This window comes from Hymenobacter sp. APR13 (genome assembly GCF_000737515.1).
Classification (GTDB): domain Bacteria; phylum Bacteroidota; class Bacteroidia; order Cytophagales; family Hymenobacteraceae; genus Hymenobacter.
Genome location: NZ_CP006587.1, coordinates 629,936 through 653,289, shown reverse-complemented (window position 1 = coordinate 653,289; position 23,354 = coordinate 629,936). Strand labels below are relative to the sequence as shown.

At 62.1% G+C, this 23,354-nt stretch carries 19 protein-coding genes; 8 read left to right on the top strand and 11 right to left on the bottom strand.

Annotation, left to right across the window (positions count from 1 at the left end; all coding sequences use genetic code 11):
• Positions 1–69: 69 nt before the first annotated feature.
• Together sppA and N008_RS02700 are read left to right on the top strand one after the other, a co-directional pair.
• On the top strand, positions 70–1,827 hold the full coding sequence (gene sppA, locus N008_RS02705; protein WP_044013556.1) for a signal peptide peptidase SppA: 1,758 nt from the start codon (positions 70–72) through the stop codon (positions 1,825–1,827).
• Positions 1,828–1,958: 131 nt separating this feature from the next.
• Positions 1,959–2,780, top strand: a complete 822-nt coding sequence (locus N008_RS02700) for a purine-nucleoside phosphorylase (RefSeq protein WP_044013554.1) — start codon at positions 1,959–1,961, stop codon at positions 2,778–2,780.
• Between the two features lie 121 nt (positions 2,781–2,901).
• Here N008_RS02700 and N008_RS02695 read toward each other — a convergent pair whose 3' ends face one another.
• From N008_RS02695 to N008_RS02680, 4 genes are all read right to left on the bottom strand, one after another.
• A complete protein-coding gene (locus N008_RS02695) occupies positions 2,902–3,735 on the bottom strand; it encodes a DUF4249 domain-containing protein (RefSeq protein WP_197062936.1) in 834 nt (277 codons plus the stop codon).
• 122 nt (positions 3,736–3,857) lie between these two features.
• Positions 3,858–6,185 (bottom strand): TonB-dependent receptor, encoded by a 2,328-nt coding sequence (locus tag N008_RS02690; protein WP_231569769.1) that lies wholly within the window; start codon positions 6,183–6,185, stop codon positions 3,858–3,860.
• 123 nt (positions 6,186–6,308) lie between these two features.
• The gene (gene trxA / locus N008_RS02685; RefSeq protein WP_044013549.1) at positions 6,309–6,617 is read right to left on the bottom strand and encodes a thioredoxin; all 309 of its coding nucleotides are present in this window, start codon (positions 6,615–6,617) and stop codon (positions 6,309–6,311) included.
• Between the two features lie 147 nt (positions 6,618–6,764).
• The gene (locus N008_RS02680) at positions 6,765–7,217 is read right to left on the bottom strand and encodes a hypothetical protein (RefSeq protein WP_156108973.1); all 453 of its coding nucleotides are present in this window, start codon (positions 7,215–7,217) and stop codon (positions 6,765–6,767) included.
• A gap of 298 nt (positions 7,218–7,515) precedes the next feature.
• On the opposite strand from N008_RS02680, the gene N008_RS02675 reads away from it, so the two are divergent.
• Both N008_RS02675 and N008_RS02670 read left to right on the top strand, forming a co-directional pair.
• Positions 7,516–7,755: an HNH endonuclease gene (locus tag N008_RS02675; protein ID WP_231569768.1), complete on the top strand. Its 240-nt coding sequence runs from the start codon at positions 7,516–7,518 to the stop codon at positions 7,753–7,755.
• Between the two features lie 106 nt (positions 7,756–7,861).
• The gene (locus N008_RS02670; protein WP_052381123.1) at positions 7,862–8,971 is read left to right on the top strand and encodes a DUF6687 family protein; all 1,110 of its coding nucleotides are present in this window, start codon (positions 7,862–7,864) and stop codon (positions 8,969–8,971) included.
• Positions 8,972–9,105: 134 nt separating this feature from the next.
• Here N008_RS02670 and N008_RS02665 read toward each other — a convergent pair whose 3' ends face one another.
• Both N008_RS02665 and N008_RS02660 read right to left on the bottom strand, forming a co-directional pair.
• A complete protein-coding gene (locus tag N008_RS02665) occupies positions 9,106–10,101 on the bottom strand; it encodes a hypothetical protein (RefSeq protein ID WP_044013545.1) in 996 nt (331 codons plus the stop codon).
• 71 nt (positions 10,102–10,172) lie between these two features.
• Positions 10,173–13,607 (bottom strand): AAA family ATPase, encoded by a 3,435-nt coding sequence (locus tag N008_RS02660; protein ID WP_044013543.1) that lies wholly within the window; start codon positions 13,605–13,607, stop codon positions 10,173–10,175.
• Between the two features lie 160 nt (positions 13,608–13,767).
• Here N008_RS02660 and N008_RS02655 point away from each other — a divergent pair, with 160 nt between their 5' ends.
• The 3 genes from N008_RS02655 (at position 13,768) to N008_RS02645 (ending at position 17,105) form a co-directional block, all read left to right on the top strand.
• Positions 13,768–14,124 (top strand): DUF5713 family protein, encoded by a 357-nt coding sequence (locus N008_RS02655; RefSeq protein ID WP_044013541.1) that lies wholly within the window; start codon positions 13,768–13,770, stop codon positions 14,122–14,124.
• Positions 14,125–14,255: 131 nt separating this feature from the next.
• Positions 14,256–14,747 (top strand): nuclear transport factor 2 family protein, encoded by a 492-nt coding sequence (locus N008_RS02650; protein ID WP_044013539.1) that lies wholly within the window; start codon positions 14,256–14,258, stop codon positions 14,745–14,747.
• 54 nt (positions 14,748–14,801) lie between these two features.
• A complete protein-coding gene (locus tag N008_RS02645) occupies positions 14,802–17,105 on the top strand; it encodes a GH92 family glycosyl hydrolase (protein WP_044013537.1) in 2,304 nt (767 codons plus the stop codon).
• Positions 17,106–17,174: 69 nt separating this feature from the next.
• Here N008_RS02645 and sbcD read toward each other — a convergent pair whose 3' ends face one another.
• The 4 genes from sbcD to N008_RS02625 all read right to left on the bottom strand — a co-directional run bounded on the left by sbcD (position 17,175) and on the right by N008_RS02625 (position 21,045).
• Entirely contained in the window at positions 17,175–18,407 is a 1,233-nt protein-coding gene (gene sbcD / locus N008_RS02640; protein WP_044013535.1) for an exonuclease subunit SbcD, read from the bottom strand.
• A gap of 125 nt (positions 18,408–18,532) precedes the next feature.
• Positions 18,533–18,916 carry a GxxExxY protein gene (locus N008_RS02635; protein ID WP_044013534.1) on the bottom strand — a complete coding sequence of 128 codons (384 nt, stop codon included), beginning with the start codon at positions 18,914–18,916 and terminating at the stop codon, positions 18,533–18,535.
• Between the two features lie 127 nt (positions 18,917–19,043).
• On the bottom strand, positions 19,044–20,417 hold the full coding sequence (locus N008_RS02630) for an MBL fold metallo-hydrolase (RefSeq protein WP_044013532.1): 1,374 nt from the start codon (positions 20,415–20,417) through the stop codon (positions 19,044–19,046).
• A 208-nt stretch (positions 20,418–20,625) separates the two neighbouring features.
• On the bottom strand, positions 20,626–21,045 hold the full coding sequence (locus tag N008_RS02625) for a hypothetical protein (RefSeq protein ID WP_044013530.1): 420 nt from the start codon (positions 21,043–21,045) through the stop codon (positions 20,626–20,628).
• Positions 21,046–21,247: 202 nt separating this feature from the next.
• Here N008_RS02625 and N008_RS02620 point away from each other — a divergent pair, with 202 nt between their 5' ends.
• Positions 21,248–22,831 (top strand): amino acid permease, encoded by a 1,584-nt coding sequence (locus tag N008_RS02620; protein WP_052381122.1) that lies wholly within the window; start codon positions 21,248–21,250, stop codon positions 22,829–22,831.
• A gap of 83 nt (positions 22,832–22,914) precedes the next feature.
• Here N008_RS02620 and N008_RS02615 read toward each other — a convergent pair whose 3' ends face one another.
• Positions 22,915–23,139, bottom strand: coding sequence for a DUF2945 domain-containing protein (locus N008_RS02615; RefSeq protein ID WP_044013528.1), 225 nt, complete (start codon positions 23,137–23,139; stop codon positions 22,915–22,917).
• Between the last annotated feature and the right edge of the window lie 215 nt (positions 23,140–23,354).

Genomic DNA, 23,354 nt, shown 5'->3' with positions numbered 1-23,354 from the left:
GAAAGTAAAACGCTGTGTGCGCCGTCTGCATCTGCGTAATCAGCGAAAAATCTGCAAAATCTGTGATTCATGAGACAATTCTTTAAGTACGTGCTGGCCACGCTCACGGGCCTGTTCGTGTTCGGGGTGCTGGGCTTTGTGCTGCTGATTGGCTTCGTGGCCGCGCTGGCCTCGTCCGACACCGAAGCAACCGTGGCCAGCGACTCGGTGCTGGAGCTCAAGCTCGACAAGCCGATTGCCGAGCGCGAAAGCCGCACCTCGTTCGGCTCCATCGTCAGCTCCCAGGCCGATAACATCGGCCTCGACAACCTGAAGGCCACCCTGCGCCGCGCCAAAAACGACTCCGACATCAAGGGCATCTTCCTGAATGTAGAGCTGGTGCAGGCCGGCATGGCTTCGCTGGAAGAAGTGCGCGACGCGCTGCTGGACTTCAAGAAGTCGGGCAAGTTTGTGGTGGCCTACGCCGATGCGCAGTCGGAGAAGAGCTACTACCTCACGTCTGTGGCCGACCGCATCTACCTCAATCCGCAGGGCACGCTGGAGTTCAACGGCCTCAGCTCCGAGACGATGTACTACAAAAACCTGTTCGAAAAGGCCGGCATTCAGCCTCAGATCTTCCGGGTAGGCTCGTTTAAGAGCGCCGTGGAGCCGTTTTTCCGCGAAAACATGTCGGATTCGGCCCGCTTGCAGACGTCGTCGTTCCTGAACTCCATCAACGACTTCATGCTGGGCCACATTGCCACGGCCCGCAAAATCGCGCCCCAGCGCCTGAAAACGATCAGTGACTCGATGCTGGTGCACAACGCCGACGACGCCAAGCGCCTCGGCCTCGTCACCAACCTCGGCTACTACGACCAGGCCCTAGACTACATGAAAGGCAAGCTGGGCGTGGAGAAAGACGAGAAGCTGAGCCTCGTAAGCCTCACCGACTACAGCAAAGCCGACGACGAGGAAAGCAGCAGCGGCAGCAGTCGGATTGCCGTTATCTACGCCGAGGGCGACATCGTGACCGGCAAGGGCGGCAGCAGCAGCATCGGTAGCACCCGCTTCGCCGAGGCCATCCGCAAAGCCCGCCTCGACGACAAGGTGAAAGCCGTGGTGCTGCGCGTGAACTCGCCCGGCGGCTCGTCGCTGGCTTCCGACATCATCTACCGCGAAGTGCTGCTCACTAAAAAGGTGAAGCCGATTATCTGCTCGATGTCGGACGTGGCGGCTTCGGGCGGCTACTTCATTGCCATGGGCTGCGACACCATTGTGGCCCACCCGAACACCATCACCGGCAGCATCGGCGTATTCGGCGTGCTGCCCAACATCCAACCCCTGCTGCGCGACAAGCTGGGTGTGACGACGGACCGTGTGACAACGGGTAAATTCTCGGACTTCCCCACCATCACGCGCCCACTCACGCCCTTCGAGCAGAGCCAGTTCCAGAATGAAATCAACCGCATCTACGCCGACTTCACCACCAAAGCTGCTGCTGGCCGCAACATGCCGGTGGAGCGTCTGCGTGGTTACGCTTCCGGCCGCGTGTGGTCAGGCTCCGAAGCTAAGGCCCGCGGCCTCGTAGACGTGCTGGGCTCCATGGACGACGCGCTGCGCATTGCGGCCCGCCGCGCCAAGCTCAAGGAAGGCGACTACACGCTGCAGGCCCTGCCGCGCCAGAAGTCGTTCATGGAAAACATCTTCAGCGGCCTCAACGAGGAAGTGCGCATGAGTTTGGTGAAGCAGGAAATGGGCCCGTTGTTCCCGGTGTATGAGCAGTACAAGAAGCTCGCGGAAATGAAAGGCGCCCAAGCCCGCATGCCGTTTGAGCTGAATATCCAGTAACCCCGTTGACCGTCATGCAGAGGCGCAGCCGAAGCATCTCGCGTGCTGATGTTGTGGTACTAACCCTGCGTCAGCACGCGAGATGCTTCGGCTACGCCTCTGCATGACGGTCTTTTTATATCTCCAATTACATGCAACACCTTCACGAAGCCGCCAACCATATCCGCCCGCTGCTGCAGGGCTTTGCGCCCGAATTCGGTATCATCCTCGGGACCGGGCTGGGTGCGCTGGTCAAGGACCTGACCATTCACCACACCATTCCGTACGCCAGCATCCCGAACTTCCCGGTTTCGACGGTGGAAAGCCACTCCGGCAACCTGCTGGCCGCCGAGCTGGGCGGCCGTAAGGTGCTGGTGATGCAGGGCCGCTTTCACTTCTACGAAGGCTACACCATGGAGCAGGTGGTGCTGCCCGTGCGCGTGATGAAGCTGCTGGGCATCCGGAAGCTGTTCGTGAGCAACGCCGCCGGCGGCCTGCACCCCGACATGAACTACTCGGACCTCATGCTCATCGACGACCACATCAACCTGCAGCCCAGCAACCCGCTCATCGGCCGGAACCTCGACGAGCTGGGTGCCCGCTTCCCCGATATGCTGGAGCCCTACGATGCCCGCCTGCTACGCCAGGCTGAGGAAGCGGCCCGCAGCCTCGGCTTCGCCGACAAAGTGCGGCGCGGCGTGTACGTGAGCGTGCCCGGCCCCATGCTGGAAACGCCCGCCGAGTACCGCTACCTGCGCACCATCGGGGCCGACGCGGTGGGCATGAGCACCGTGCCCGAGGTCATTGCGGCCGTGCACATGGGCCTGCCGGTGCTGGCTGTCAGCGTCATCACCGACCTGTGCTCGCCGGGCAAGCTCAAGCGGGTGGAAATAGCCGACATCCTGCGTGTGGCCGCCGCCGCCGAGCCCCGCCTCACGGCGCTGCTGCAGGCCGTCATCGCGCAGCAGGACTAACGCGCATGAAGCATAGGCTTCAGCCTGTGCCCGCTGGCGCCCGGAACTGTTTCAACGCCAATAAAAAAACGGCCGCTGCATCATGCAACGGCCGTTTTGTTTGGTAAAGGCTTCGGCTCACCTACGGAATAATAATCTGCTTCCGGTCGTAGCTGAGCACCGTGAACACGCCCACGCCGCCCTCCACCGTGCTTTTGATGGCCGAGGGCTGCGCAAACGGGTTGCCGTTAGCATTGCGCGCATCGTTCACCGACTGCCGGAACAGGAAGTACGGCCGGTCGAAGTGGTAAAGCGTGACCAGCAGCGTGTCGCCGGGGTCGAAGCGGTAGCTGGTGCCGAGGGTGTACGTTTTGCCGTCGTTGAGACGGTCTTCCACGTCGTAGTCGATTTCCGGCTCCCGGGAAATACTGTCGCGGTGAATCTGCAGGCGGTAGTAGTCGCCCAGGCCGGCCGGGTCGCGGAAGTTGGTGAGGACGTAGGCTTCGCGGCGGTCGGGCGGCAGGTCGTTGAACTTGTACTCCAGCGAGTCGATGGGCACACGCGTGGGCACGGTGGCCGTGCCGGTGAGGCGGCGGCCCTTGGTGTCGACCACTTCCAGGCTGAACACGTCGCCGGGGCGGGCGGTCAGTGGCCGCCGGCCGCTGTGGGTGTAGGCCTTACCAGTCTCGGGGTCGATGCCCGGTAGAAAGCGCAGGGTCTCCACCTGCCCGTTGGGCAACGTGAGGCGCACCGTCACGTCGGTGAGTAGCACCGGGTCGGGGCTGGCCAGGTAGGGCACGGTTTCCGTCACGGTGAGGCGCGGAATCCGGCCGTCTTCGAGGTAGCACTCGGCCACCAACTGGGCCGGAATGGCGGGCAGCTCCACATCGATATCTTTCTGCAGGTCGCAGGAGGCTGTGAGCCCGGCCAGCGCCATCAAACCGGCGGCGGCGCGTAAAGCGGATAAGCGGTTCATAATGCCAAGCATAAACGAAGAGCGAAGAAGAACAGGAGCGAGCAGCAGCTAAGAAGCAAATCAGCCCAAACCGAACCGACCACAGAATCCGTGAAATCCGAAAAATCCGGTTAAATCCGTGATTAGAATTTAAAGTTGTAGGTGACGGCCGGAATGGCCGGGAACAGGGATACCTGCCGCGCCCGGTAGCTGGTCACGGGCGTATCCTCGCCGCCGGCCCGCACCTGGTCGAAGTACACGAAGTAGGGGTTGCGGCGGTTGTAGGCGTTGTATACGCTGAAGGTCAGGTCGGATTCCGGCACCCAACGGTTGGGCTTCAGCTTCCAGACCACTCCCAAATCCAGGCGGTTGTAGGGCGCGAGGCGGTAGGTGTTGCGGTCGGGGTACACGGGCACCGCCGACAGGTCGCCGCCGAAGATGTCCTGCACGGCGAAGCGGGCGGCGGGCAGGGTGGTGGCGTTGCCGGTGGTGTACACAAACGAGCCCGTGAGGTTGAGGCGCTCCGTGAGCTGGTGCAGCACCACCACCGTCAGGTTGTGGCGCCGGTCGTAGCTAGGGAAGAACACGCGGCCCTCGTTGATGCCGGAGGTGCCGCGCTGGGGCAGAAACTGGCGCTTGCTCCAGCTCAGCGTATAGCCGATCCAGCCGGTGGTGCGGCCGGTTTTCTTTTCCAGATACAGCTCGTTGCCGTAGGCCCAGCCTTTGCCGAACAGAAACTCCGAGTCCAGGTCGGGGTTCACGAACAGCTGGGCGCCGTCCTTGAAATCCACCTGGTTCTGCGCCCACTTGTAGTATACTTCGTTGGTGAGCAGGTACTTGCCGCTGCCAAGCAGGAAGCTCACGCCGCCGGCCACCTGCTGGGCCCGCTGCGGCTTCACCGACTGCCGTGACGGGTACCAGATATCCGTCGGCAGCGTAGCGCCGGAGTTCGTGACGAGGTGCACGTACTGGTACATCAGGGCGTAGCTGGCCTTGAGCGAGGTTTTGGGCGTGAGCGAGTAACGGGCCGATCCACGCGGTTCCAGCCCACCGTAGCTATTCGAGCCGCTCTGGAAACCGCTCAGGCGCAGGCCGTATTCCAGCTGCAGCTTGTCGGTAGCCTTGAAGTTGTCGGAGGCGTAGATGCCGCCTTCCAGGCCGCGGTAGGCCACGTCGGAGCCGATGCTCAGGCGCCCATCCGAAGAGCCGGCCTGCAGGCGGCCCACCCCGAAGCGGTGGTTGATGAGCTGGGCCCCGAACTTGAAAGCGTGCCGGTCGTTGGGCGTGTAGTCGAGGTCGGAGCGCAGGGCTAGGTCCCGGATGTCGGAGGCTAGGTTGAAGCTGAACTGGTCGAGCTTGTTGGTGACGTCGTACTTGTAGTTGGTGTAGGAGGCCGTGGTGTTCAGAAACAGGCGCTTGTTGAACACGTGGCTCCAGCGGGCCGCGCCCAGCGTGTTGCCCCAGCTGAAATTGAAGTCGAAGCCGCCCTGCGAGCCGAACCCGAAGACGTCGCGCCCCAGGTAGCCGCTCAGAAACACCTGGTCTTTCTCGCCGAGCTTGTAGTTGCCTTTGGCGTTGAAATCGTAGAAATAGTAGTCGGGAATGGGGTTATAGTCGGGGTTGCTTTCGCTGGCTTTGTTGATCTGGCGCGTAAACACGTCGAAGTAAGTGCGCCGCCCCGAGAGCAGAAACGAGCCCTTGTCTTTCACAATCGGGCCTTCCACGGTCAAACGGGACGAAATCAGGCCGATGCCGCCGCTGGTGACCACCTTCTGGTTGTTGCCCTCGCGCATCTTCACGTCAATCACCGACGAGAGGCGCCCGCCGTACTGCGCCGGGAAGCCGCCCTTGTACAGGTCCACGCTCTGCACGGCATCGGGGTTGAACACCGAAAACAGCCCGAACAGGTGAGCCGGGTTGTACACCACGGCATCATCCACGAGCACCAGGTTCTGGTCGGAGGAGCCGCCGCGCACAAACAGGCCCGAGGTGCCCTCGCCGCCGTTCTGCACGCCGGGCTTGAGCTGCAGCGTTTTCAGCAAATCCACTTCCCCGAACAAAGCGGGCAGCAGCTTGGCCTCGGCGGCCGTGAGGCGCTCCACGCTCATCTGGGTGGTTTGCAGCTTCTGCTCCAGCGTGCCCGAGCCTTCCACCACCACCTCGCCCAGCGTGTTGCTGCTCTCAGCCAGCGCAAACGACAGCCGCTGGGCTCGGGTCAGGTTCAGGTCGCGGGTCTGGCTCTGGTAGCCGATAAAGGAGATGACCAGCTGGTGCCGGCCGGCGGGCAGCAGAAACGAGTAGAAGCCTGTGGAGTCGGCGGTGGCGCCGGTAGCCAGGGCCGGCACCGCTACTGAGGCGCCGGGCAGCGCGCCGCGGCTAGCGTCGCGGATGTAGCCGCTAAGCCGATACCGCTCCTGGGCCTGCGCCGCAGAACTGCCCGCTACACTCCACAACAGTAGTATTCCAATCAAATACGAAAAGTAGCGCATATGTACGAAGCAGGACGGAGACAGCAAAGGTACGCGCCCCGCACTGCCCAACATCGGGCCGGACCAGATGGTTTGTTACCTGGACCGGCCTCTTGGAGGAGGCGTCTAGCTCAGGAAAGGTTGTACGGCCTGCGTCAGCTGCCCGGCCGGTACGGCCCCGGCCTGCCGCCACACCGGCTGCCCCTTATGAAACAGTATCAGCGTGGGGATGCTCTGCACCCGAAACTGCTGGGCGGCGGCGGGGTTGCGGTCCACGTCAATCTTGATGACTTTGAGCTTGCCCTGGTGCTGCTGCGCCACCTGCTCCAGCACGGGGGCCATGGTTTTGCACGGGCCGCACCAGTCGGCGTAGAAGTCTACCAGCACGGGCATGCCGGGGCTGTTGATAAGCTCGGAGAAAGATTTCTTAGGCATGATGAAAAGTCGGAAAGTGAAAGAGACAAGCGGCAACAGCTGCCAACGCCCTGATACGTAATCCGGCGTTTGGTGTCACACAACAAGCAATAAAAAAAGCCCGCAACCGAAGCTGCGGGCCTATGCTGGTAAAGCCTTAGCGGGCTGTTACGGCTTCTTTTGCTCGATTACAGATACGTCGTTGGCAGTTTCGGGCAGTGAGAACTTGCCGCCCACCACTTTCTTGCCACTCACCTGGCACTCCCAGCTGTAGCGGCCAGGCAGGGCACGTGCTGCTTCGCCGGTTTCAGTCTTGAAATAGTCGGGCTCCGAGGGCTCCGACGGGAAAACCACGTCGACGCCGTTCTGGCCACCAGTGACCTGCTTCACCAGGATGTACTCTTTGCCGGTGGTCTGATTGGTTACCACAAACTTAGCAGTGTAGCCTCCCAGTTGGCCAAATTTGTCCATTACCCCCAGCTTAAGGTAGGGGTCCGTGGAAACCATCCAGGTCTGAGCTTTTGCTTCGGAAGGAGCCAGGCACCACAGAGCCACCAACAGGCCCGCCCCCCGCAGCAGCGACGACAGATGATGGAAAGGAGAGGAAGTAGAAATGCGCATGGGCAACAAGGTAGAAGTGAAGTGTATCGAAGGAAGATGCCAAAAGGGAAAAAAATGAGAATACAGCCTTCTGACTATCTGTATCCCAACCAAATATAGAAGTATTTCGACACGCGCTGCATGACCAAATTTTATTTTTTACAGTTTTTTTATCTCTGCTGTCTTCGGAAACCGGTCCTGGTTTTTGGCGGTTTCACAGCTGTCTATGTCCCGTCGTCGTCGCCAAATTGCTCCCCTTCCGTTGCCAAGCCCGCATGCTGAGTCTGCTGAAACCCGCTGCGGGCTTTGCGAGCGGGAAGTGCAGCATACCTCGCGGCATCATCTGGTACCCCGCGAAGAAGGAGGCCGCCACGGCCCCACGGTGCCGCTCTGCCAGCCGTGCCACAGCACCGTGCACCTGCTGCTCGACAACCGCGAGTTGGCCCGCCGCTACTGCACCGTGGAACTGCTGCGGTCGGCCGAGGAGCTGCAGAAATACCTGCACTGGGTGCGCCGCAGCAAAGTAGAGCGCATCCGCAACCGGCGGGGGAAAAGATGACTTTTGGTGATGAAGTGATGGAGTGATGAGGGGATGAAGTAATGGGGTGATGAGGGGATGAAGTAATGGGGTGATAAGGAAGAACGTCATTCCGAGCATGCGAGGAATGACGTTCTTCCTCATCACCTATTCACCTCATCACCCCATCACCTCTTTGCAGCTCCGATACTTCGTTCCGTTTCAGCAGTTGCGGCAGCAGCCGACCATTGTAGTGGACAGCACCGGGCTGGGGGCGGCCCTCACGCTGGCGCACTGGCGCGGCGCGGCCACCCCCGAGCCTCTGCGCGACGATACCAGCGCCGGCTCGGTGCTGCGGGCCCTGCGCCAGACCCACACGCCCGGGCTGGCCGCCGCCGCCGTCACGGCCAATCATTTTGACGTGGATGGCTTTGTGGGCGTCTGGGCGCTGCTGAACCCGGAGCTGGCGCTGCAGCACGAGGCGCTGCTGCGTCTGGTGGCCACGCTGGGCGATTTTCGGGAGCTGGACTGGCAGCACCCGCAGGCGCACCACGCCTTGCAGTTGGTGTGCTGGCTGAATGCCGAGGAGAAAGCCCGGTTCTATGAGCCGTTTGGCGCCCCGGCCCGCCGCCGCCGCGAAGACGAGGCTTCGGCGGAGAAGTTTGCGTGGTTTCTGCCCCGTTTCGCGGCCGTGCTGCACAACCCGGCCCCGTACCGGGCCATTTGGGAGCAGGAATACAGCCGGGTGCTGCAGGCCGTGGCCGTGCTGCACAGCGCCGCCACCACCGTGCGCCGCTACCCACAAATCGGTCTGACGGTGGTGCGCACGCCAGAGCCGCTGCCGTACTACGCCTTGTTCAGCGCCAGCCGCGGCACCGATATGGTGCTGAGCCTCTACGACGGCCAGCGCTACGAATTCGAGTACAAGTACACCACCTGGATCGACCTGGAGAGCCGCCCGACGCTGCCGCGCCTGCCCCTGGATGCCCTGGCGGCCCGCCTCAATGCGCTGGAAGCCACCCCGCGCCGCTGGACCCATGACGGCATCACCGACACCGGCCCGCTGCTGCGCCTGAGCGGCAAAGGCCTCACCAAGCCCCAACGCTACGCCGACCCCGACCAGCGCCCGCTATACACTTCGTCTGTTCCTGCCGAAGAGCTGGAGCAGGAAGTAGTACGGTTTTTCGAGGCCGGCTATGGTGGTATCGCGCCCCGGCGATACTGGAGCTGGGCGGAAATAAGGGCCGTTTCGGCCTAGCCGTATATCGGTATAAAATGGCCACACCAGGCAGCAGGATGGTCATCCTGCTGCCTGGTGTGGCCATTTTGCTGCTACTGATGTGGTTGGACACCAGCTTGGTGTACCCCGTCGGGTGCCGGCTGGCTGGTGGGTTATTTACGGTTTTTCGCCAAGTAGTCCGACGTGGATTTCAACAATGCTTTTTGGGCATCGGTAAGAGCGTGCGCGGCGCTGATGCGTGCATAATAGCGCTCCATTTCTTTGTTTACTGTGCGCAGGCTCGCTTGCACGTCTTCCTTCAACTTTTTGGAGTTGGTAGGTGAGCTTTGGACGGCAGCGGTGCTAAGGCTGCGAAAGTTATTGACGGCCTTGGCCAGTTGCTCGCCCGCCACCAGTTTGTCACTCAGTGCCGCATCCCTGACGAGCTGGGTAGCGGCAGTCTGGTCGAAGGTGTGGGTGGCTAGCTGCGCGGTAAGGCCCGTGAGGGAGAAGGGGGGCGGCATGGCCGGTGGGGAGGCCAAATCAAAGCCCAACAAGCTAGTGGTCAGTGAAGAAAGGGTGTCGCTGTATGCGGTAAGCTTGGCCGTCAACCCGGCGCCTTCCTGCTTTTTCCACCATAATTTGTCCGTTAGGCTTTCGTTTAGATTGCGCAGGTTCTGCTGTGCCCTGGCCGGGAGCTGCTGGGCCTGCAGTGCATTGACAACTTGGCCGGGCAGAAATACCTCGCGGTAGTTTTTCACCGTGAGAATATTCAGCTGCTTCTCGTCTTTTTTCTGTTGAAGCGCGGCCTGTTGGGGGTTAGCAGCCGGATACTGTTCACGTCGTTGTTGCTGCTGCCGGGCTAGCTGGGTAAGCTTATCGGTGGCAGCCTGCTCTAGTTGCTGCTGCTTGGCCTGCGCTTGCGCCAGCTGCTCCGCCGTCATGAGCCCGCTGCCCGAACCCGACCGGGACCTGAGCATCTGCCGGCTCTGAAAATCCTGGTTCCGCTGATTTACCATGCGGTTGAAATCCTGGCGCGACTGCTGATTTATCTGCATCATGTTGCGCCCGGTTTGAGCAAAGCAGGATAGCGGCAGCAGCAGCACTAACAGTAAAGATTGTTTCAAAAGAATAAGGAATAAGAGGTGAAGAGTGGTTTTGTAAGCCATAAATCAAGGCTCAGCAGCAAAGAAAGCAAATACCAGTTAGCGAAACACTATGCTGATTTTTCGGCCTTCTGCTACAATGCCCCATTGAACCCCACGACCTGCAACGAGCTGATGCCGCCGGCGCCTTTCCGCACGCTTATTTGGGTGCTGACGCGCTCCTGCAGGGCCTCCACGTGCGAGATGATGCCGATGGTTTTGCCGGTGCCCTGTAGCATTTCCAGCGCCGAAAGCGCAATGTCCAGCGTGTCGGGGTCGAGCGTGCCGAAGCCTTCGTCGATGAAGAGCGTGTCGATCTGGGTTTTGCGGCCGGCTAGCTCCGAGAGGCCCAGCGCCAGCGCCAGACTCACCAGAAAACTTTCCCCGCCCGACAGCGAGTTCATGGTGCGCACCGCGCCGGCCTGGTACTCGTCCTGGATGAGCAGGTCGAGGTGCTGGTCGGGGTTGCGCAGGATGCGGTAGCGGTCGGAGAAGCGGTGTAGGTGGCGGTTGGCCAGGTCTACGAGGCGGGCCAGGGTGAGGCCCTGGGCAAACTCGCTGAACTTCTTGCCGTCGGCCGAGCCGATCAGCTCGGCCAGCTGCCGCCAGCGGCGCGCTTCCTGCTGCTGGGTTTCCAGCTGGGCGGCCAGCGTGGCATGGCGCTCCTGGCCGGCGCGGTGGCTGCCAAGGCGCTCCTGCCGCTGGCCCAGCTGCTGATTGAGGGTGGCCAGCTGCTGGCTGCTGGTTTCCAGATGATGGCTCAGGGCGTCCAGCGGCTCGGTGGTGAGGGCGCGGGCTTCTTCCTGCTGCAACTGCTGCTCGGTGTCCAGCAGGGTGCGGGCGGCCAGCGCCACTTCCTGCTCGTGGCGGCTGAGCTGCGCCTGCAGGGTGGCCGCTTCGGATTCGGGCAGAAGCAGGGCGGGCAGAGTGGCTGGGTCGGGGGAGAGGCCGGCGGCCTGCAGTGCCTGCGTGAGGGCCGCCGTGCTGGCGGCGTGTGCCTGCTGCTGCTGCCGGGTGTCGTGGGTGAGCTGCTGCAGGCGGGCCGCCGCCACCGTGGCGGCCGTGTCGTGCTGCTGAAACTGCTGCTCGGCGTGCTGGCGCTGGGTCTCGGTGGAGCGTACGGCCTGCTCCAGGCGCTGGCGTACGGCGGCCAAATCGGCATCGGGCAGCAGAGCGTGGCGCTGCTGCTGCTGAGCCTGCATAGCGGCGTTCTGATCCAGCAAGGCCTGCTTGCGGGCGCTCAGCCAAGCCTGCAGCTCCTGCCGGGCAGCCTCCGAGGTACTGGCTTCCACGCTCACGCCACTCAGCTCCTGCTGCGCCTGGGCCAGCTGCTGCTTTGTCGTTTCAAACTCATTGATGCGCTGGCGGGCCTGCTCCATCAGCGCGCGGCCGTTCTCGTCGGCAAACGGCAGCCCGAAGCTCTGCGCCTGGCTTACCACCATGTCACGGGCGGCGGGCATGCGTTCCTCAGCATCCTGCAGCTCCTTTTCCAGCTGCGCCACAGCCTGGGCGTAGTCGTGGTGCTGGCGCTGGGCGGCTTGCTGGTGGGTGTGGGCCTGCTGCACCTGCTGCTCGGCGGCGGCACACTGCTGCTGCAGTTGCTTGAGCTGTTGCAACAGCTGCTTGATGGTTTCGGCGGCTTCCTTCTCGGCCGTTTCGGGGAGTAGCTGAATGGTGGCTGAGGCGCCAGGAGGCGTTTCGGGCACTGCCTGCTCCAGCATCGTGACGTAGGTGTTGAGACGGTTGAAGCGGGTGCCCAGGGCCCGCACGCGCTGGCTGAGCTCTTCTTCCCGCTGCCGCTCCCGCTGAAATGAGTCTTCGCTCACGCCCAGCACGCCCGCCAGGTAGGGGTGTTCCAGGGAGCCGCACACCGGACAGGGCTGGCCGTCTTCCAGCAGCTGGCGGGTATCGGTGTGCGACAGGATGAGCTGCTGCATGTGCAGGCTGCGGCGCAAATCGTCCCAGTGCTGCTGCTCATGCTCCTGTTGCTGGTGAAGCGTCTGCACGTGGTGGCGCAGCTGCAGCAGCCAGTTGTGGCAGGCGGTGGCGGTGGAGTGGTACTGCGCTGTAGAGGCGGCAAGCTGGCCGCGGGCCGCCTCGGCCGCCTGCTGATGCGTGGCCGCCTGCGTGGCCGCTTGCCCAGACCGCAACCGGGCTTCGTGCAGGCGCTGGCGCAGCTGGCCTAGCTCCGCCTTGAGGTATTCCCAGTGCTGCAGGTTAGCGGAAAGCTCAGGCAGGCCATTGGCTAGCTCGCCAACGGTAGCGTGCAGCAGCAGCCATTTGTCGAGGTCCCGGACCTGCTCCTGCAGCAGGCGCGCACGTGTGCCCGCCTGCTCGGCTGCGACTTTCAGACGTTTGCACTGCTCGTTTTGAGCTTCATACTCGGTTTTGCCCTGCCCCAACAGGCGGCGCGCTTCCGCTATCTGGTGGTCCAGCAGCTCGGCTTCGCGCAGCTTAGGGTCTTGCTCGGAGCGGAGGTGGGTGGCCTGGTCGTAGGCGAGGCGGGCGGCGGTACGGGTGGTTTCGGCGGTGGCGCGGCGCTGCTCCAGCTGCGGCAGCTGCGTCTGGAGCTGCTGGGTTTCCTGGCGCAGGCGGCCGAGCTGGGCTTCCAGCTGGCGCAGCAAAGCGTAGTCGGTGGCGAAGGGCGCGGCCTGCTGGTGCAACGCCAGGCGCTGGCGCAGCGGGGCCAGCGTTTCGGCCTCGGCGGCCAGCTGGTGCTGCCGCTGCTGGGTGGCCAGCACATTGCGGTGCAGCTCCTGCAGCCGCAATTGCCACTGCCGGGCCTCGCGCAGCTGCTCCTGGGCGGCGGTGGCGGTGGCCAGCTGCTGGGTGAGCTCCTGCGCTTCGCCTTCCAGAAACGCCACTTCCTCCGCCGACAGCAACGTGACGCCCGCCAGCCCGGCGCGCAGCTGCTCTACCAACTGGGTTTCCTGCTTGGCCCGTTCGAAGGCCGCCCGCGAGATATCGGAGTACTTTTTGGTGTCGGTGATTTTCTCCAGCAGCTGGGCCCGCTCGCCGGCCGGGGCCTTCAGGAAGCGCGTGAAGTCGCCCTGGGCCAGCAGCACCGAGCGCAGAAACTGCTTGTATTCCAGGCCGCTCAGCTCGGCTACGCGCACGGGTACTTGCCGCTTCATTTCCTCGATGAGAGGCCAGGTTTCGGTGCCATCGTCGGCCGTTTTTCGCTCGCTCAGCTCCATGCTTGGAGGCTGCAGATTGCCTTCGGGGCGCTTGCGGGCCCGGTACTGGCCCCACTTGGAGCGGTAGTGCTGGCCGTTCACTTCAAACTCCACTTCGGCCCAGCTCTCGCCGGTGCCGTGGCTCATCACGTGCTCGGGGCCGGTGGCCTCGTGGCGCGGCACCTGCCCGTAGAGGGCCAGCGTAATGGCGTCGAGGATGGTGGTTTTGCCCGCGCCGGTCGGCCCGGTGATGGCAAACAGGCCCGCGTCCGAGAGGGGCGTCTGGCTGAAATCTACGGTATGCTCGCCGCGCAGGGAGTTGAGGTTGAAGAAACGGACGCGGAGGATTTTCATGAGAAAGCAAAGCCAGGGCCGGCGCGGCAGTTCACCAGGCCCAATTAGCCGGCAAGATACGGCTTGCAGGCCAGGGTAGGGCCGCGGCGCTGGTTGCTTTCCGTTTGCACAAGCACCGCCGGTCCTCGTTATTTGAACCTCCACCCAGCCTCAGACTCACATGGCCAAAAAGCAGGAAGACCTCAAAAACGAAGCAGCCAGGAAGTATGCTTTCCTGCAGGAAATGGCGGAAGATACCTATTTCCCCAAACGGCTGGTAGACAAGGGTAAAAAGGTGTTAGTGGCGCTGTGCTTTGCCATCGAGCAGCAGCAACCCAATGAACTGGATGAACTGTACGAGCTGACCCACGCGGCCACCGATGAGTTCAACGAGCTGCAGGAGGCATTTGAGGAAGCGGATAGTGAGATAGAGACGGGGGCGCGAGAATGTATTGCAGCGGATTTCGACTTCATCGCAAAGGCGTACGGCTTCGCGGAGGCGGATCTGGAAGAGCTGATTGCTACCAGAGAATGGTAGCGCCTCTAAGCCAGCGCCACTATTGCGGCTAACAATAGGTGTTTCTGGCCCTGCCCACAGTCGAAAGAAGCCAGCACCACTAACCTGAAGCATTTCACTTCTTCACGAACCCACTGCTTTCCCCGAAGCCGATGAACCGTCTGCCGCTTGCCTTGCTGCTTTTGCTGCTCTCCGGAGCCTGTGCGCCGGTGCGCCCCGTTCCGGCCGTCGCTGCGCCGGCTTACTCGCCGGTTTCGCCGGAGCTGTACGCCACCATTGCCCGGCAAGACAGCCTCATGTTCGCGGCGTTCAACCGCCACGACCTCGCGCAGCTGCAAACCTACTTCGCCGAAGACCTGGAATTTTACCACGATAAAGGCGGCCTGGCCAACTATCAGCAATCCATGCAGGGCTTCCGGCGCCTGTTCGACCAAAACAAAACCACCGGCCTGAACCGCCAGTTGGTGCCCGGTACCCTGGAAGTGTATCCCATCAACGGCTATGGTGCGGTGGAAACCTACCAGCACCGGTTCTGCCACGTCGAAAACGGCAAGGACGACTGTGGCACGTTCAAGAACATGATGGTGTGGCGTCTGCGTGATGGGCGGTGGCAAGTGACCCGAGTAGTGAGTTACGACCACTAAGTTCTGCCAGTGCTTACCTTCCCGGCTCTAACTCAACTCCCTGCTCCGAAGCCGATGAACCGCCTGCTCCACTTCGCCGCGCTGTTGCTGGCGGCCTTGCCTGGTTTTGCCCAGAAGGTCCAGCCTACCGAAAACCTGACGCAGTACGCCAAGCCCATTGTGGGGACGGCGAAGATGGGACACACGTTTCCGGGCGCGACGGTGCCGTTTGGCATGGTGCAGCTCTCGCCCGACACTGACACGCTCAGCTATGAGCAGGACGGTAAGTACAACCCCGACGTGTACCGGTACTGCGCCGGCTACCAGTACCAGGACAAAACCATCGTCGGCTTCAGCCACACCCACTTCAGCGGCACCGGTCACTCCGACCTTGGCGATTTTCTGGTGATGCCTACCACGGGGCCTTTGCAACTCAACCCCGGTACGGCCGAGCACCCAGAACGCGGCTACCGCTCCGCCTATTCGCACGCCACCGAAGTGGCCGAGCCCGGCTACTACAAGGTGCAACTCGATGACCACCGGATTGTGGCCGAACTAACGGCTACTACCCGCGTGGGAATGCATCAGTACACCTTCCCGCAGCCCACCGAGCAGGCGCACATCATCCTGGATTTGATGGCCGGTATCTACAACTACCCCGACAAAAACGTCTGGACGTTTGTGCGGGTGGAAAACGACACGCTCATCACCGGCTACCGCCAAACCAACGGCTGGGCCCGCACCCGCACCGTGTACTTTGCCCTGGCCTTTTCGCGGCCCTTCACCAGCTACGGTAGCCGCAACTACGCCAAAAAGCCGGTGTACCGCGGTTTCTGGGGCAAGTTCGACCAAACCAACAACTTTCCTGACCTGGCCGGCGAGCAGCTGCGCATGTACTTCAACTTCAAGACCACTAAGGCGGGGGAGAAACTGAAGCTGAAGTTTGCCCTCTCGCCCGTAAGCACAGCCGGAGCCCTCCAGAATCTGCGTACAGAGGCCCCAGGCTGGGATTTTGAGCAAGTGCGCGGCCAGGCCCGGCAGCGCTGGCAGCAGGAGCTGAGCAAAGTGGTAATAGAGTCGCCGCGGCGGACGGACAAGGAGAACTTCTACACGGCCCTGTACCACGCCTTCCTGAGCCCTACCACCTACATGGACGCCGATGGCCAGTACCGTGGCCTCGACCAGAACACCCACCGCGCCGAGGGCTTCACCAACTACACTACCTTCTCGCTCTGGGATACCTACCGTGCCCTGCACCCACTCCTGAACCTGCTTCAGCCCAAGCGCAACGCCGACATGGTGCAGAGTATGCTGGCCCACTACCGCCAGAGTGTGGAGCACATGCTGCCCGTGTGGAGCCACTATGCCAACGAAAACTGGTGCATGATTGGCTACCACAGCGTACCCGTGGTGGCCGATGCCGTGCTGAAAGGCAACGCCCCCTTCGACGCCAACCAGGCCCTCGACGCGTGCGTAACCACCGCCCGCCAGCAGCGCTACGACGGCCTGGGCTTCTATATGCAGCTGGGCTACGTGCCTGAGGACAAGAGCAGTTCCTCAGTATCGAAAACCCTGGAATACGCTTATGACGACTGGTGTATTGCCCAGATGGCCCAAAAGCTCAACCGCCCGGACATCTACCAGGAGTTCAGCCAGCGCGCCCGAAACTGGCAAAACGTGTACGATGCGCGCATCGGCTTCATGCGCCCCCGCCTCGCCGACGGCTCTTTTCGCAAGGAGTTCGACGTGTTGAGCACCCATAACCAGGGCTTTATCGAGGGCAATGCCTGGAACTACAGCCTCTATGTGCCCCACGATCCGGCCGCGCTCATCGAGCGGATGGGTGGCCGGAAACGCTTCGTCGAGCATCTGGATTCGCTGTTCACGATGAACCTGCCAGATAAGTTCTTTGCCGAAACCGAGGACATCACCCGGGAAGGCATTATTGGCAACTACGTGCACGGCAATGAGCCCGCCCACCACGCCGCCTACCTCTACAACTGGACCGACCAGCCATACAAAACGCAGGCCCGCGTCCGGATGATCCTGCCCCGGATGTACCGCCCCACCCCCGATGGCCTCGGCGGCAACGACGACTGCGGGCAGATGTCGGCTTGGTATATCTTCTCGGCACTGGGCTTTTACCCCGTCTGCCCCGGCTCCCCCGAGTATGCCCTGGGTAGCCCTGCCGTGCATGGTGCCACGCTGCAGTTGGAAAACGGCAAAAGCTTCCGCATCACGGTGAAAAACCAGAGCGACAATAACGTCTATGTGAAGGAAGCGCGACTAAATGGGAAAGTACTGACACGCCCGTTCCTGGCGCATCAGGATATCGTGAGTGGCGGGGAGTTGGTATTTACAATGGCTGCGCGGCCGTAAGTGGTAGGCGCTTGGGACTGACCGCACGTACCTAGATGCAGGCTAGAACCGACGCGTATCAAAGGTTTCCTACATTCCTTCCAGCAGCTCATCAAAGGTGCGCAGCAGCTCGGCGCGGCCGGCTTCGGGCTCGGCGGCGAGGCGCTGGCCGAACACTTCGCGCTCCGTGAAGTCGTGGAGGCTGGGCGTGAGGGGTTCGTTGGTGTCAGAATCGTCGGGGCCGAGGGCGCGCAGCTTGATCAGGCGCAGGTGGCGGCGGGCCAGTACCTCCAGCTGCTGGCGGTCCAGGGTCTGAATCACCTGCAGCAGCGCGTCGGCCACTTCCAGCTGCGTGAGTTCGGAATGAATCTGCACGTCGGCCCAGGCCGGGAGCAGGTAGCCGGCGTTGTCGTAGGTGGTGAGGCCCTGCGTGACTTCCTCCAGCGTGCCGTGGAAGCGCACCAGCCGCCGGGCGCCCGGCACCAGCAACGGCTGCAGCCCCGCCAGCTTGCCCCCGGCAAAATCCAGCAGCAGCACTTCCTTCGGATGATCCAGCTCGGAAAACGACAGCGCAATTGGGGAGCCCGAGTAGCGGATATGCTCCCGCCCGCCCACGCGCTGCGGCCGGTGCAGGTGGCCCAGCGCCACGTAGTCGAACACGGTAGGGAAGTGGTCGGCCGTCACCTGGCCCAGGTTGCCAACGTGGATGGTACGCTCGGAGTCGGAGGGGGCGGCGCCGGCGGCGTAGAGGTGGCCGGTAGCCAGCACGGGCAGGCCCAGGTCTTTAAGCTGCCACACTTTCTCTACTTCGGCGAGGCGGCTGTAGTGGTCGGCAATGCCTTGTTTGATGCGGGCTTCGCGCTCTTCGGCGGTTTCGCCGGGCACCGAGAGGCGCACGTCCCGGTCGCGCAGGAAGGGCACGGCGCACACCACCAGGCCGGGCTGGCCGGCGGCATCGTCCAGCACCAGCACCTGGTCCTCGAAGCAGTCGGGTACGCAGCCCACCACGTGCACACGCAGGTGGCGCAGCAGCCGGGCCGGCGCGTTGAGTGTGGCCGGCGAATCGTGGTTGCCGCCCACCACCACAATGTCGCGGCAGCCGGTGCCGCGGATGTTGAGCAGGAAGGAGTAGTACAGCTCCAAAGCCTGGTTGGAAGGTGAGCCAGTATCGAAAATGTCGCCGGCAATCACCAGCACTTCCACCTGCTGCTCCCGGATGGTCGTTACCAGCCAGTCCAGAAAGTGGCGGTGCTCGTCGGTGCGCTCGTGGCCCTGAATGAAGCGCTGGCCCAGGTGCCAGTCGGCGGTGTGTAGTACTATCACAGATTTTCGCTGATGTTAAGGCAGATGACGCAGATGCGAACGGCGCGTTCAGCATGTCATAGCGCGACTTTTACAATTCGCGTCCCCGGGGATATGCCGTATGCGCTGCCTGAACGGGGGAAGTGTTACTTTCTGGTTTTAATAAACCGACGGAAACGAAGACTTGGTTCGCCAAAGTTAATGAGCAGGCCAATTTCCAGACGGTAAGCCTTGAGGTAGTTGATGATCTGGTTGAAGTGAGAAGCGGTTAGCTCAGTCGTGGCCTTCAGCTCAATCAGGATGGCTTCTGCTGCCAGAAAATCGACACGCCGGTATCCCACTACTTCGTCGTGGTAGTAAATCGGTAGGCTCACTTCCCGTTGAAAAGCAATGCCGGCCCGCGTCAGCTCCTGCGCCAGACTGCGTTGATACACCACTTCCGGAAAGCCTTCGCCCAGTGTACTATGTACCCGCATAGCGCATCCTATAATCTGGTGAGTAAGAGCCTGATGCTTATATTCTTCTGCCATAAGCTGAGCAATATGAATCCGGGCACCTAATAACGAGACAGCCAGGCAGAAAGCAACCCGAAAAAGCAAAAAACGGCGGCGCTAAACGCGCCGCCGTCTCAAGTCGGGTACTGCCTGATCTGCGAAATCAGTGTAAAATCGGCGTCATCTGTGTTATGGCCTCCCCCAGATCATACACCGTGGCGCCGGGCAGGGCCGCCTGCACGATGCTGGTGCCGGCCGCCGAGCGGTAGCCGCCGGCGCAATGCACCAGCACGGGCTTATCGGTCGGGATTTCGTGGGCCCGCTCGCGCAACTCGGGCAACGGAATCACCAGGGCGTTATCGAAAACGGGCTGCTGGGCCTCGGTACGGTTGCGGATATCCACGATGGTGAAGTCCTGAGGCTGCTGGCGTACTTGCTCAACCTCCACGGCCGGCGAGGTAGCCGGCATCTCCCGCGGGGTGAGGATGGCGCCGCGCACGTTGCCTTCGTAGCCGATTTTGGCGGTTTTGCGAATCACGGTATCCAGCGCAATCTGCGAATCGGCCAGCAGGTAGAACGGCTCCTGCGGCCCGATGATGGAGCCCAGCCAGGTTTCAAACTTGCCGCCGTCCATCAGGTTGATGGCGCCGGGCAGGTGGCCGGCCCGGAACTCGGCGGCGGGCCGAGTGTCAATCAGCAAAACGCCCGGCTCCAGCTCGGCATCCGGAAACAGGCGCGGCACGGCCCGGACGCTGTCCTCAAAGGGCAGCGCGCCCAGGCGGTTGAGCACTACGTCGTGCCCGAAATACTTGGGCATGAACGGCTGGTCTTCAAGCAATACCTTGATAAACTCGGCCTCCGACATGGGCTGCAGAGCGTAGTTGGTTTTCACTTCCTTGCCGATGGTGCTGTCGAGGTCGGTGCTGGTGGTTTTGCCGCACAGCGAGCCGGGGCCATGTGCCGGGTACACCTTGGTGGTGGCGGGCAGGGTCATGAGCTTTTCGCGGGTGCTGTGGTAGAGCTGGGCCGCCAGGGCCTCGCGGCTGTGGCCGCCCACCAGGTCGGACTCGCGCAGGTCGGGGCGGCCTACGTCGCCCACAAACAGGGTGTCGCCGGTGAATACGGCGCGGGTCTGGGCCAGCTCGTCCATGAGCAGCACGCTAATGGAGTCGGGCGAGTGGCCGGGGGTGTTGAGGGCGTGCAGCTCCATAGCGCCCAGCGTAATCCGGTCACCATCGTCGAAGGTGTCGTGCGGATAGGTGGCCTTCACCAGCTTGCTTACATAGATGGTGGCGCCGGTTTCCTGGGAGATTTCCAGGTGGCTGCTCACGAAGTCGGCGTGGGGGTGGGTTTCAATAACGGCCACGATCTGAGCGTCGTGCTCGTCGGCGAAATCGTAGTAGGGCTGCGGGTCGCGGGCCGGGTCGATGATGGCTACCTGGCGGCCGCTGCGGATGGCGTAGCTGGCGTGGGCTAAGCCTTTGTCGTAGAACTGCTGAATTTGTACCGAGCCGGTACTACTGGGCAGAGGACTCATGGGGTGGAGGATGTGGTGGAGCCGCCACGAAGGCGTACTTCTTCAAATATATCACCCGAAGGTAAGTGGAACAAGCAGAAGCAGGCCGGGGCCGCCGCCGGAGGCGGGCGTTTTCGGGGCCAGCAGCCAGCCGGGCGGGCATTCGGCCAGAACAAAAAAAATCCCCGGCCCGCGTGGGTCAGGGATTTTTGGGTGGCTTACCGGAGGCTTAGCTTTTTTGCTTGATCCGGCCTTCCTTGCGCTTTTCCTGGCGGTCTTCGCGCATCTGCGTGTACTTGGCATACTGCTCGGCCGTGAACACGCTTTTCAGCTGCGCATCGTATTTTTCCTGCACGGCTTTCAGCTCCTGGCCGGCCCCTTTGCGGTTGGCGGCCGAGGCATATTTGCCGCGCAGGGCCTGCAGCTCCTGGTTTTCGGCCAGGGCAATGGTCTGCACTTTGGCGCTCTGGTCGGCGGAAAGGCCCAGCTGCTGGGTGAGGCGCTTGGTTTGCATTTCGGCGCGCTGCTCGGGGGTACGGGCGGCGTCCTGCATGCGGCCCGCACCCATGCGGGAGGTGGGAGTGGTTTGGGCGGAAGCGGCGCTGGCCGATACAATAACAGCGGCTAACAGGACAAGCATCTTTTTCATGGTGGGGAAGTCTATGTAGGTGGTTACGGCTGGTTAGAGTGGCGGCAGGCACCGGAGTTTAATCCGGCCCCTGCCGCGCCTGCTAATCGGGAGTGGCTAGCTTATCAAGCACAGAATCGCCTATATTCGGGGCCTCGCAACGGCTTGCAGGCCGTTGGTACCATGGTTACACCTCTACATTTTCTTCTCTCTCCAAACCTGTATGGCAAATATTTTCGCCAAAAAACCGCTGGCCCAGCTGCTGGGCGAGGCTAATTCCACCGGGCACGGCACGCTGAAGCGCACGCTGGGCGCCGGCAACCTGGTGGCCCTGGGCGTGGGCGCCATCATCGGCGCCGGCCTGTTTGTGCGCACCGCCGCTGCCGCTGCCCAGGCCTCGGGTCCGGGCGTGACGCTGGCCTTCATCGTGGCCGCCATCGGCTGCGTGTTTGCTGGCCTCTGCTACGCCGAGTTTGCCGCCATGATTCCGATTGCCGGCTCGGCCTACACTTACGCCTACACCACCATGGGCGAGTTTGTGGCCTGGATTATCGGCTGGGCCCTGATCATGGAATACGCCCTCGGGGCTGCCACCGTGAGCATTGCCTGGAGCGAATACCTTAATAAGCTGCTGGAAGTCTTTGGCACCAGTATACCGTACAACCTGAGCCACTCGCCCTTCGAAAGCGCGGTAGTTGACGGCGTAATGCAGCACGGCATCATCAATCTGCCGGCGCTGCTGGTGATTGTGGCCTTGTCGCTGCTGCTCATCAAAGGCACCCAGGAGTCGGCCATGTTCAACGCCATTGTGGTGTTTCTGAAAGTGGCTATCGTGCTGGTATTCATTGCAGTGGGCTGGCAGTTTATCAATCCCGCCAACCACACACCGTACCTGATTCCTGAAAACGCCGAGCCTGTGAAAAACGCGGCCGGCGTGGTAGTGCGCGAATACACCGCTTGGAACAAGCATGGCTGGGGCGGCGTGCTGGGTGGCGCAGCCATCGTGTTCTTCGCCTTCATTGGGTTTGATGCCGTAAGCACCGCGGCGCAGGAAGCCAAAAACCCCAAGCGCGACATGCCTATCGGTATCCTCGGCTCGCTGGCCGTGTGCACCGTGCTTTATATCCTGTTCGGCCACGTGCTGACGGGCGTTGCCAACTGGCGCGAATTTGCCGACCCAGCCCTGGGCGGCGAGGCTTCCGTGACGTACGCCATTAAGGCCCATATGCCCGGCTACGAGTGGCTGAGCACGGCCGTGACGGTAGCTATTCTGCTGGGTTTCTCATCCGTAATTCTGGTGATGCTGATGGGCCAGAGCCGCGTGTTCTTCTCGATGGCCAAGGACGGCCTGATGCCCAAAGCGTTTTCTGAGCTGCACCCACGCTTCGGCACGCCTTACAAATCCAACCTGGCACTGCTGGTGTTTGTTGGTGGTTTTGCGGCCTTCGTGCCCGGCTCTTTGGCCGGCGACCTGACCTCGTTCGGTACGCTGCTGGCCTTCGTGCTGGTATCGGCCGGCATCTGGATCATGCGCCGCTCCGACCCCGCGCAGCACCGTCCGTTCCGGGCGCCGCTGTCGTCGCCGTCGTTCCCGCTGGTGCCCGTAATGGGCGTGCTGGTGTGCACGAGCATGATTCTGGCCCTCGACTCGTTCACGCTGAAAGTGGCGTTGGGCTGGATGATCCTCGGCTTCATCGTGTACTTCCTCTACGGCAAGCGCAACTCCATGCTGCAAAAGGGCATTGTGGTAATGCCTACCGAAATGGACGAGCAAGCCTTCATCGAGCCCGACAAAGACAACCGCTAAAGCTGCGCTTGTTAACCAAAAAAGCCCGTCCGGATGTGCATCCGGGCGGGCTTTTTTTTATGGGCTTTCGTTACGTGAAACGCCTATTTCTTGTCGGCCGCCGAGGCCGCTTTTACCTCGCTTTGCAGCTTGAGCACCCGGTCGCCGTTGTCCTGCACGATAACGAAAGCCGGGTTTTCCGGTGTGCCGTTGCGGGTTATTTCGGCGCCCTTCAGCTTGCGCGTGACGCTTTCCTTGTGGGTTTCCTCGATTTTGCCGGTGGCCGTGCCGGTGCCGTATTTCCAGGTGACAGTGGTGCCTTTACGCATGGTGGGGGAGGGGCAGAAGTGAGAACCGTAAGCAGGCGTCGCGTCGCAGTGCCGGGCCCGCTACGGGTATGTACTGCGGAGTGAAGACAGATGTTGCCGGTCGGTTTCTGCTTTTAATCGTGAAAGTTGTATATATGCCTGTCAGTTTGATGCTGGCAGGGCCGGCCCGTTGTGCTGGTAGCCGTTGCGTAAGCCAAGGTGCCGCCGCCAGATTC

Excerpts from the sequence above, each read along its gene's own strand:
- N008_RS02665 (WP_044013545.1), bottom strand. The coding sequence starts at position 10,101 with ATGGCTTACAAAACCACTCTTCACCTCTTATTCCTTATTCTTTTGAAA.
- N008_RS02660 (WP_044013543.1), bottom strand. The coding sequence starts at position 13,607 with ATGAAAATCCTCCGCGTCCGTTTCTTCAACCTCAACTCCCTGCGCGGC.
- trxA (WP_044013549.1), bottom strand. The coding sequence starts at position 6,617 with ATGCCTAAGAAATCTTTCTCCGAGCTTATCAACAGCCCCGGCATGCCC.
- N008_RS02620 (WP_052381122.1), top strand. The coding sequence starts at position 21,248 with ATGGCAAATATTTTCGCCAAAAAACCGCTGGCCCAGCTGCTGGGCGAG.
- N008_RS02615 (WP_044013528.1), bottom strand. The coding sequence starts at position 23,139 with ATGCGTAAAGGCACCACTGTCACCTGGAAATACGGCACCGGCACGGCC.
- N008_RS02630 (WP_044013532.1), bottom strand. The coding sequence starts at position 20,417 with ATGAGTCCTCTGCCCAGTAGTACCGGCTCGGTACAAATTCAGCAGTTC.
- N008_RS02650 (WP_044013539.1), top strand. The coding sequence starts at position 14,256 with ATGAACCGTCTGCCGCTTGCCTTGCTGCTTTTGCTGCTCTCCGGAGCC.
- sppA (WP_044013556.1), top strand. The coding sequence starts at position 70 with ATGAGACAATTCTTTAAGTACGTGCTGGCCACGCTCACGGGCCTGTTC.
- N008_RS02670 (WP_052381123.1), top strand. The coding sequence starts at position 7,862 with ATGACGTTCTTCCTCATCACCTATTCACCTCATCACCCCATCACCTCT.
- N008_RS02700 (WP_044013554.1), top strand. The coding sequence starts at position 1,959 with ATGCAACACCTTCACGAAGCCGCCAACCATATCCGCCCGCTGCTGCAG.
- N008_RS02625 (WP_044013530.1), bottom strand. The coding sequence starts at position 21,045 with ATGAAAAAGATGCTTGTCCTGTTAGCCGCTGTTATTGTATCGGCCAGC.
- N008_RS02635 (WP_044013534.1), bottom strand. The coding sequence starts at position 18,916 with ATGGCAGAAGAATATAAGCATCAGGCTCTTACTCACCAGATTATAGGA.
- N008_RS02655 (WP_044013541.1), top strand. The coding sequence starts at position 13,768 with ATGGCCAAAAAGCAGGAAGACCTCAAAAACGAAGCAGCCAGGAAGTAT.
- N008_RS02680 (WP_156108973.1), bottom strand. The coding sequence starts at position 7,217 with ATGCGCATTTCTACTTCCTCTCCTTTCCATCATCTGTCGTCGCTGCTG.
- N008_RS02645 (WP_044013537.1), top strand. The coding sequence starts at position 14,802 with ATGAACCGCCTGCTCCACTTCGCCGCGCTGTTGCTGGCGGCCTTGCCT.
- N008_RS02695 (WP_197062936.1), bottom strand. The coding sequence starts at position 3,735 with ATGAACCGCTTATCCGCTTTACGCGCCGCCGCCGGTTTGATGGCGCTG.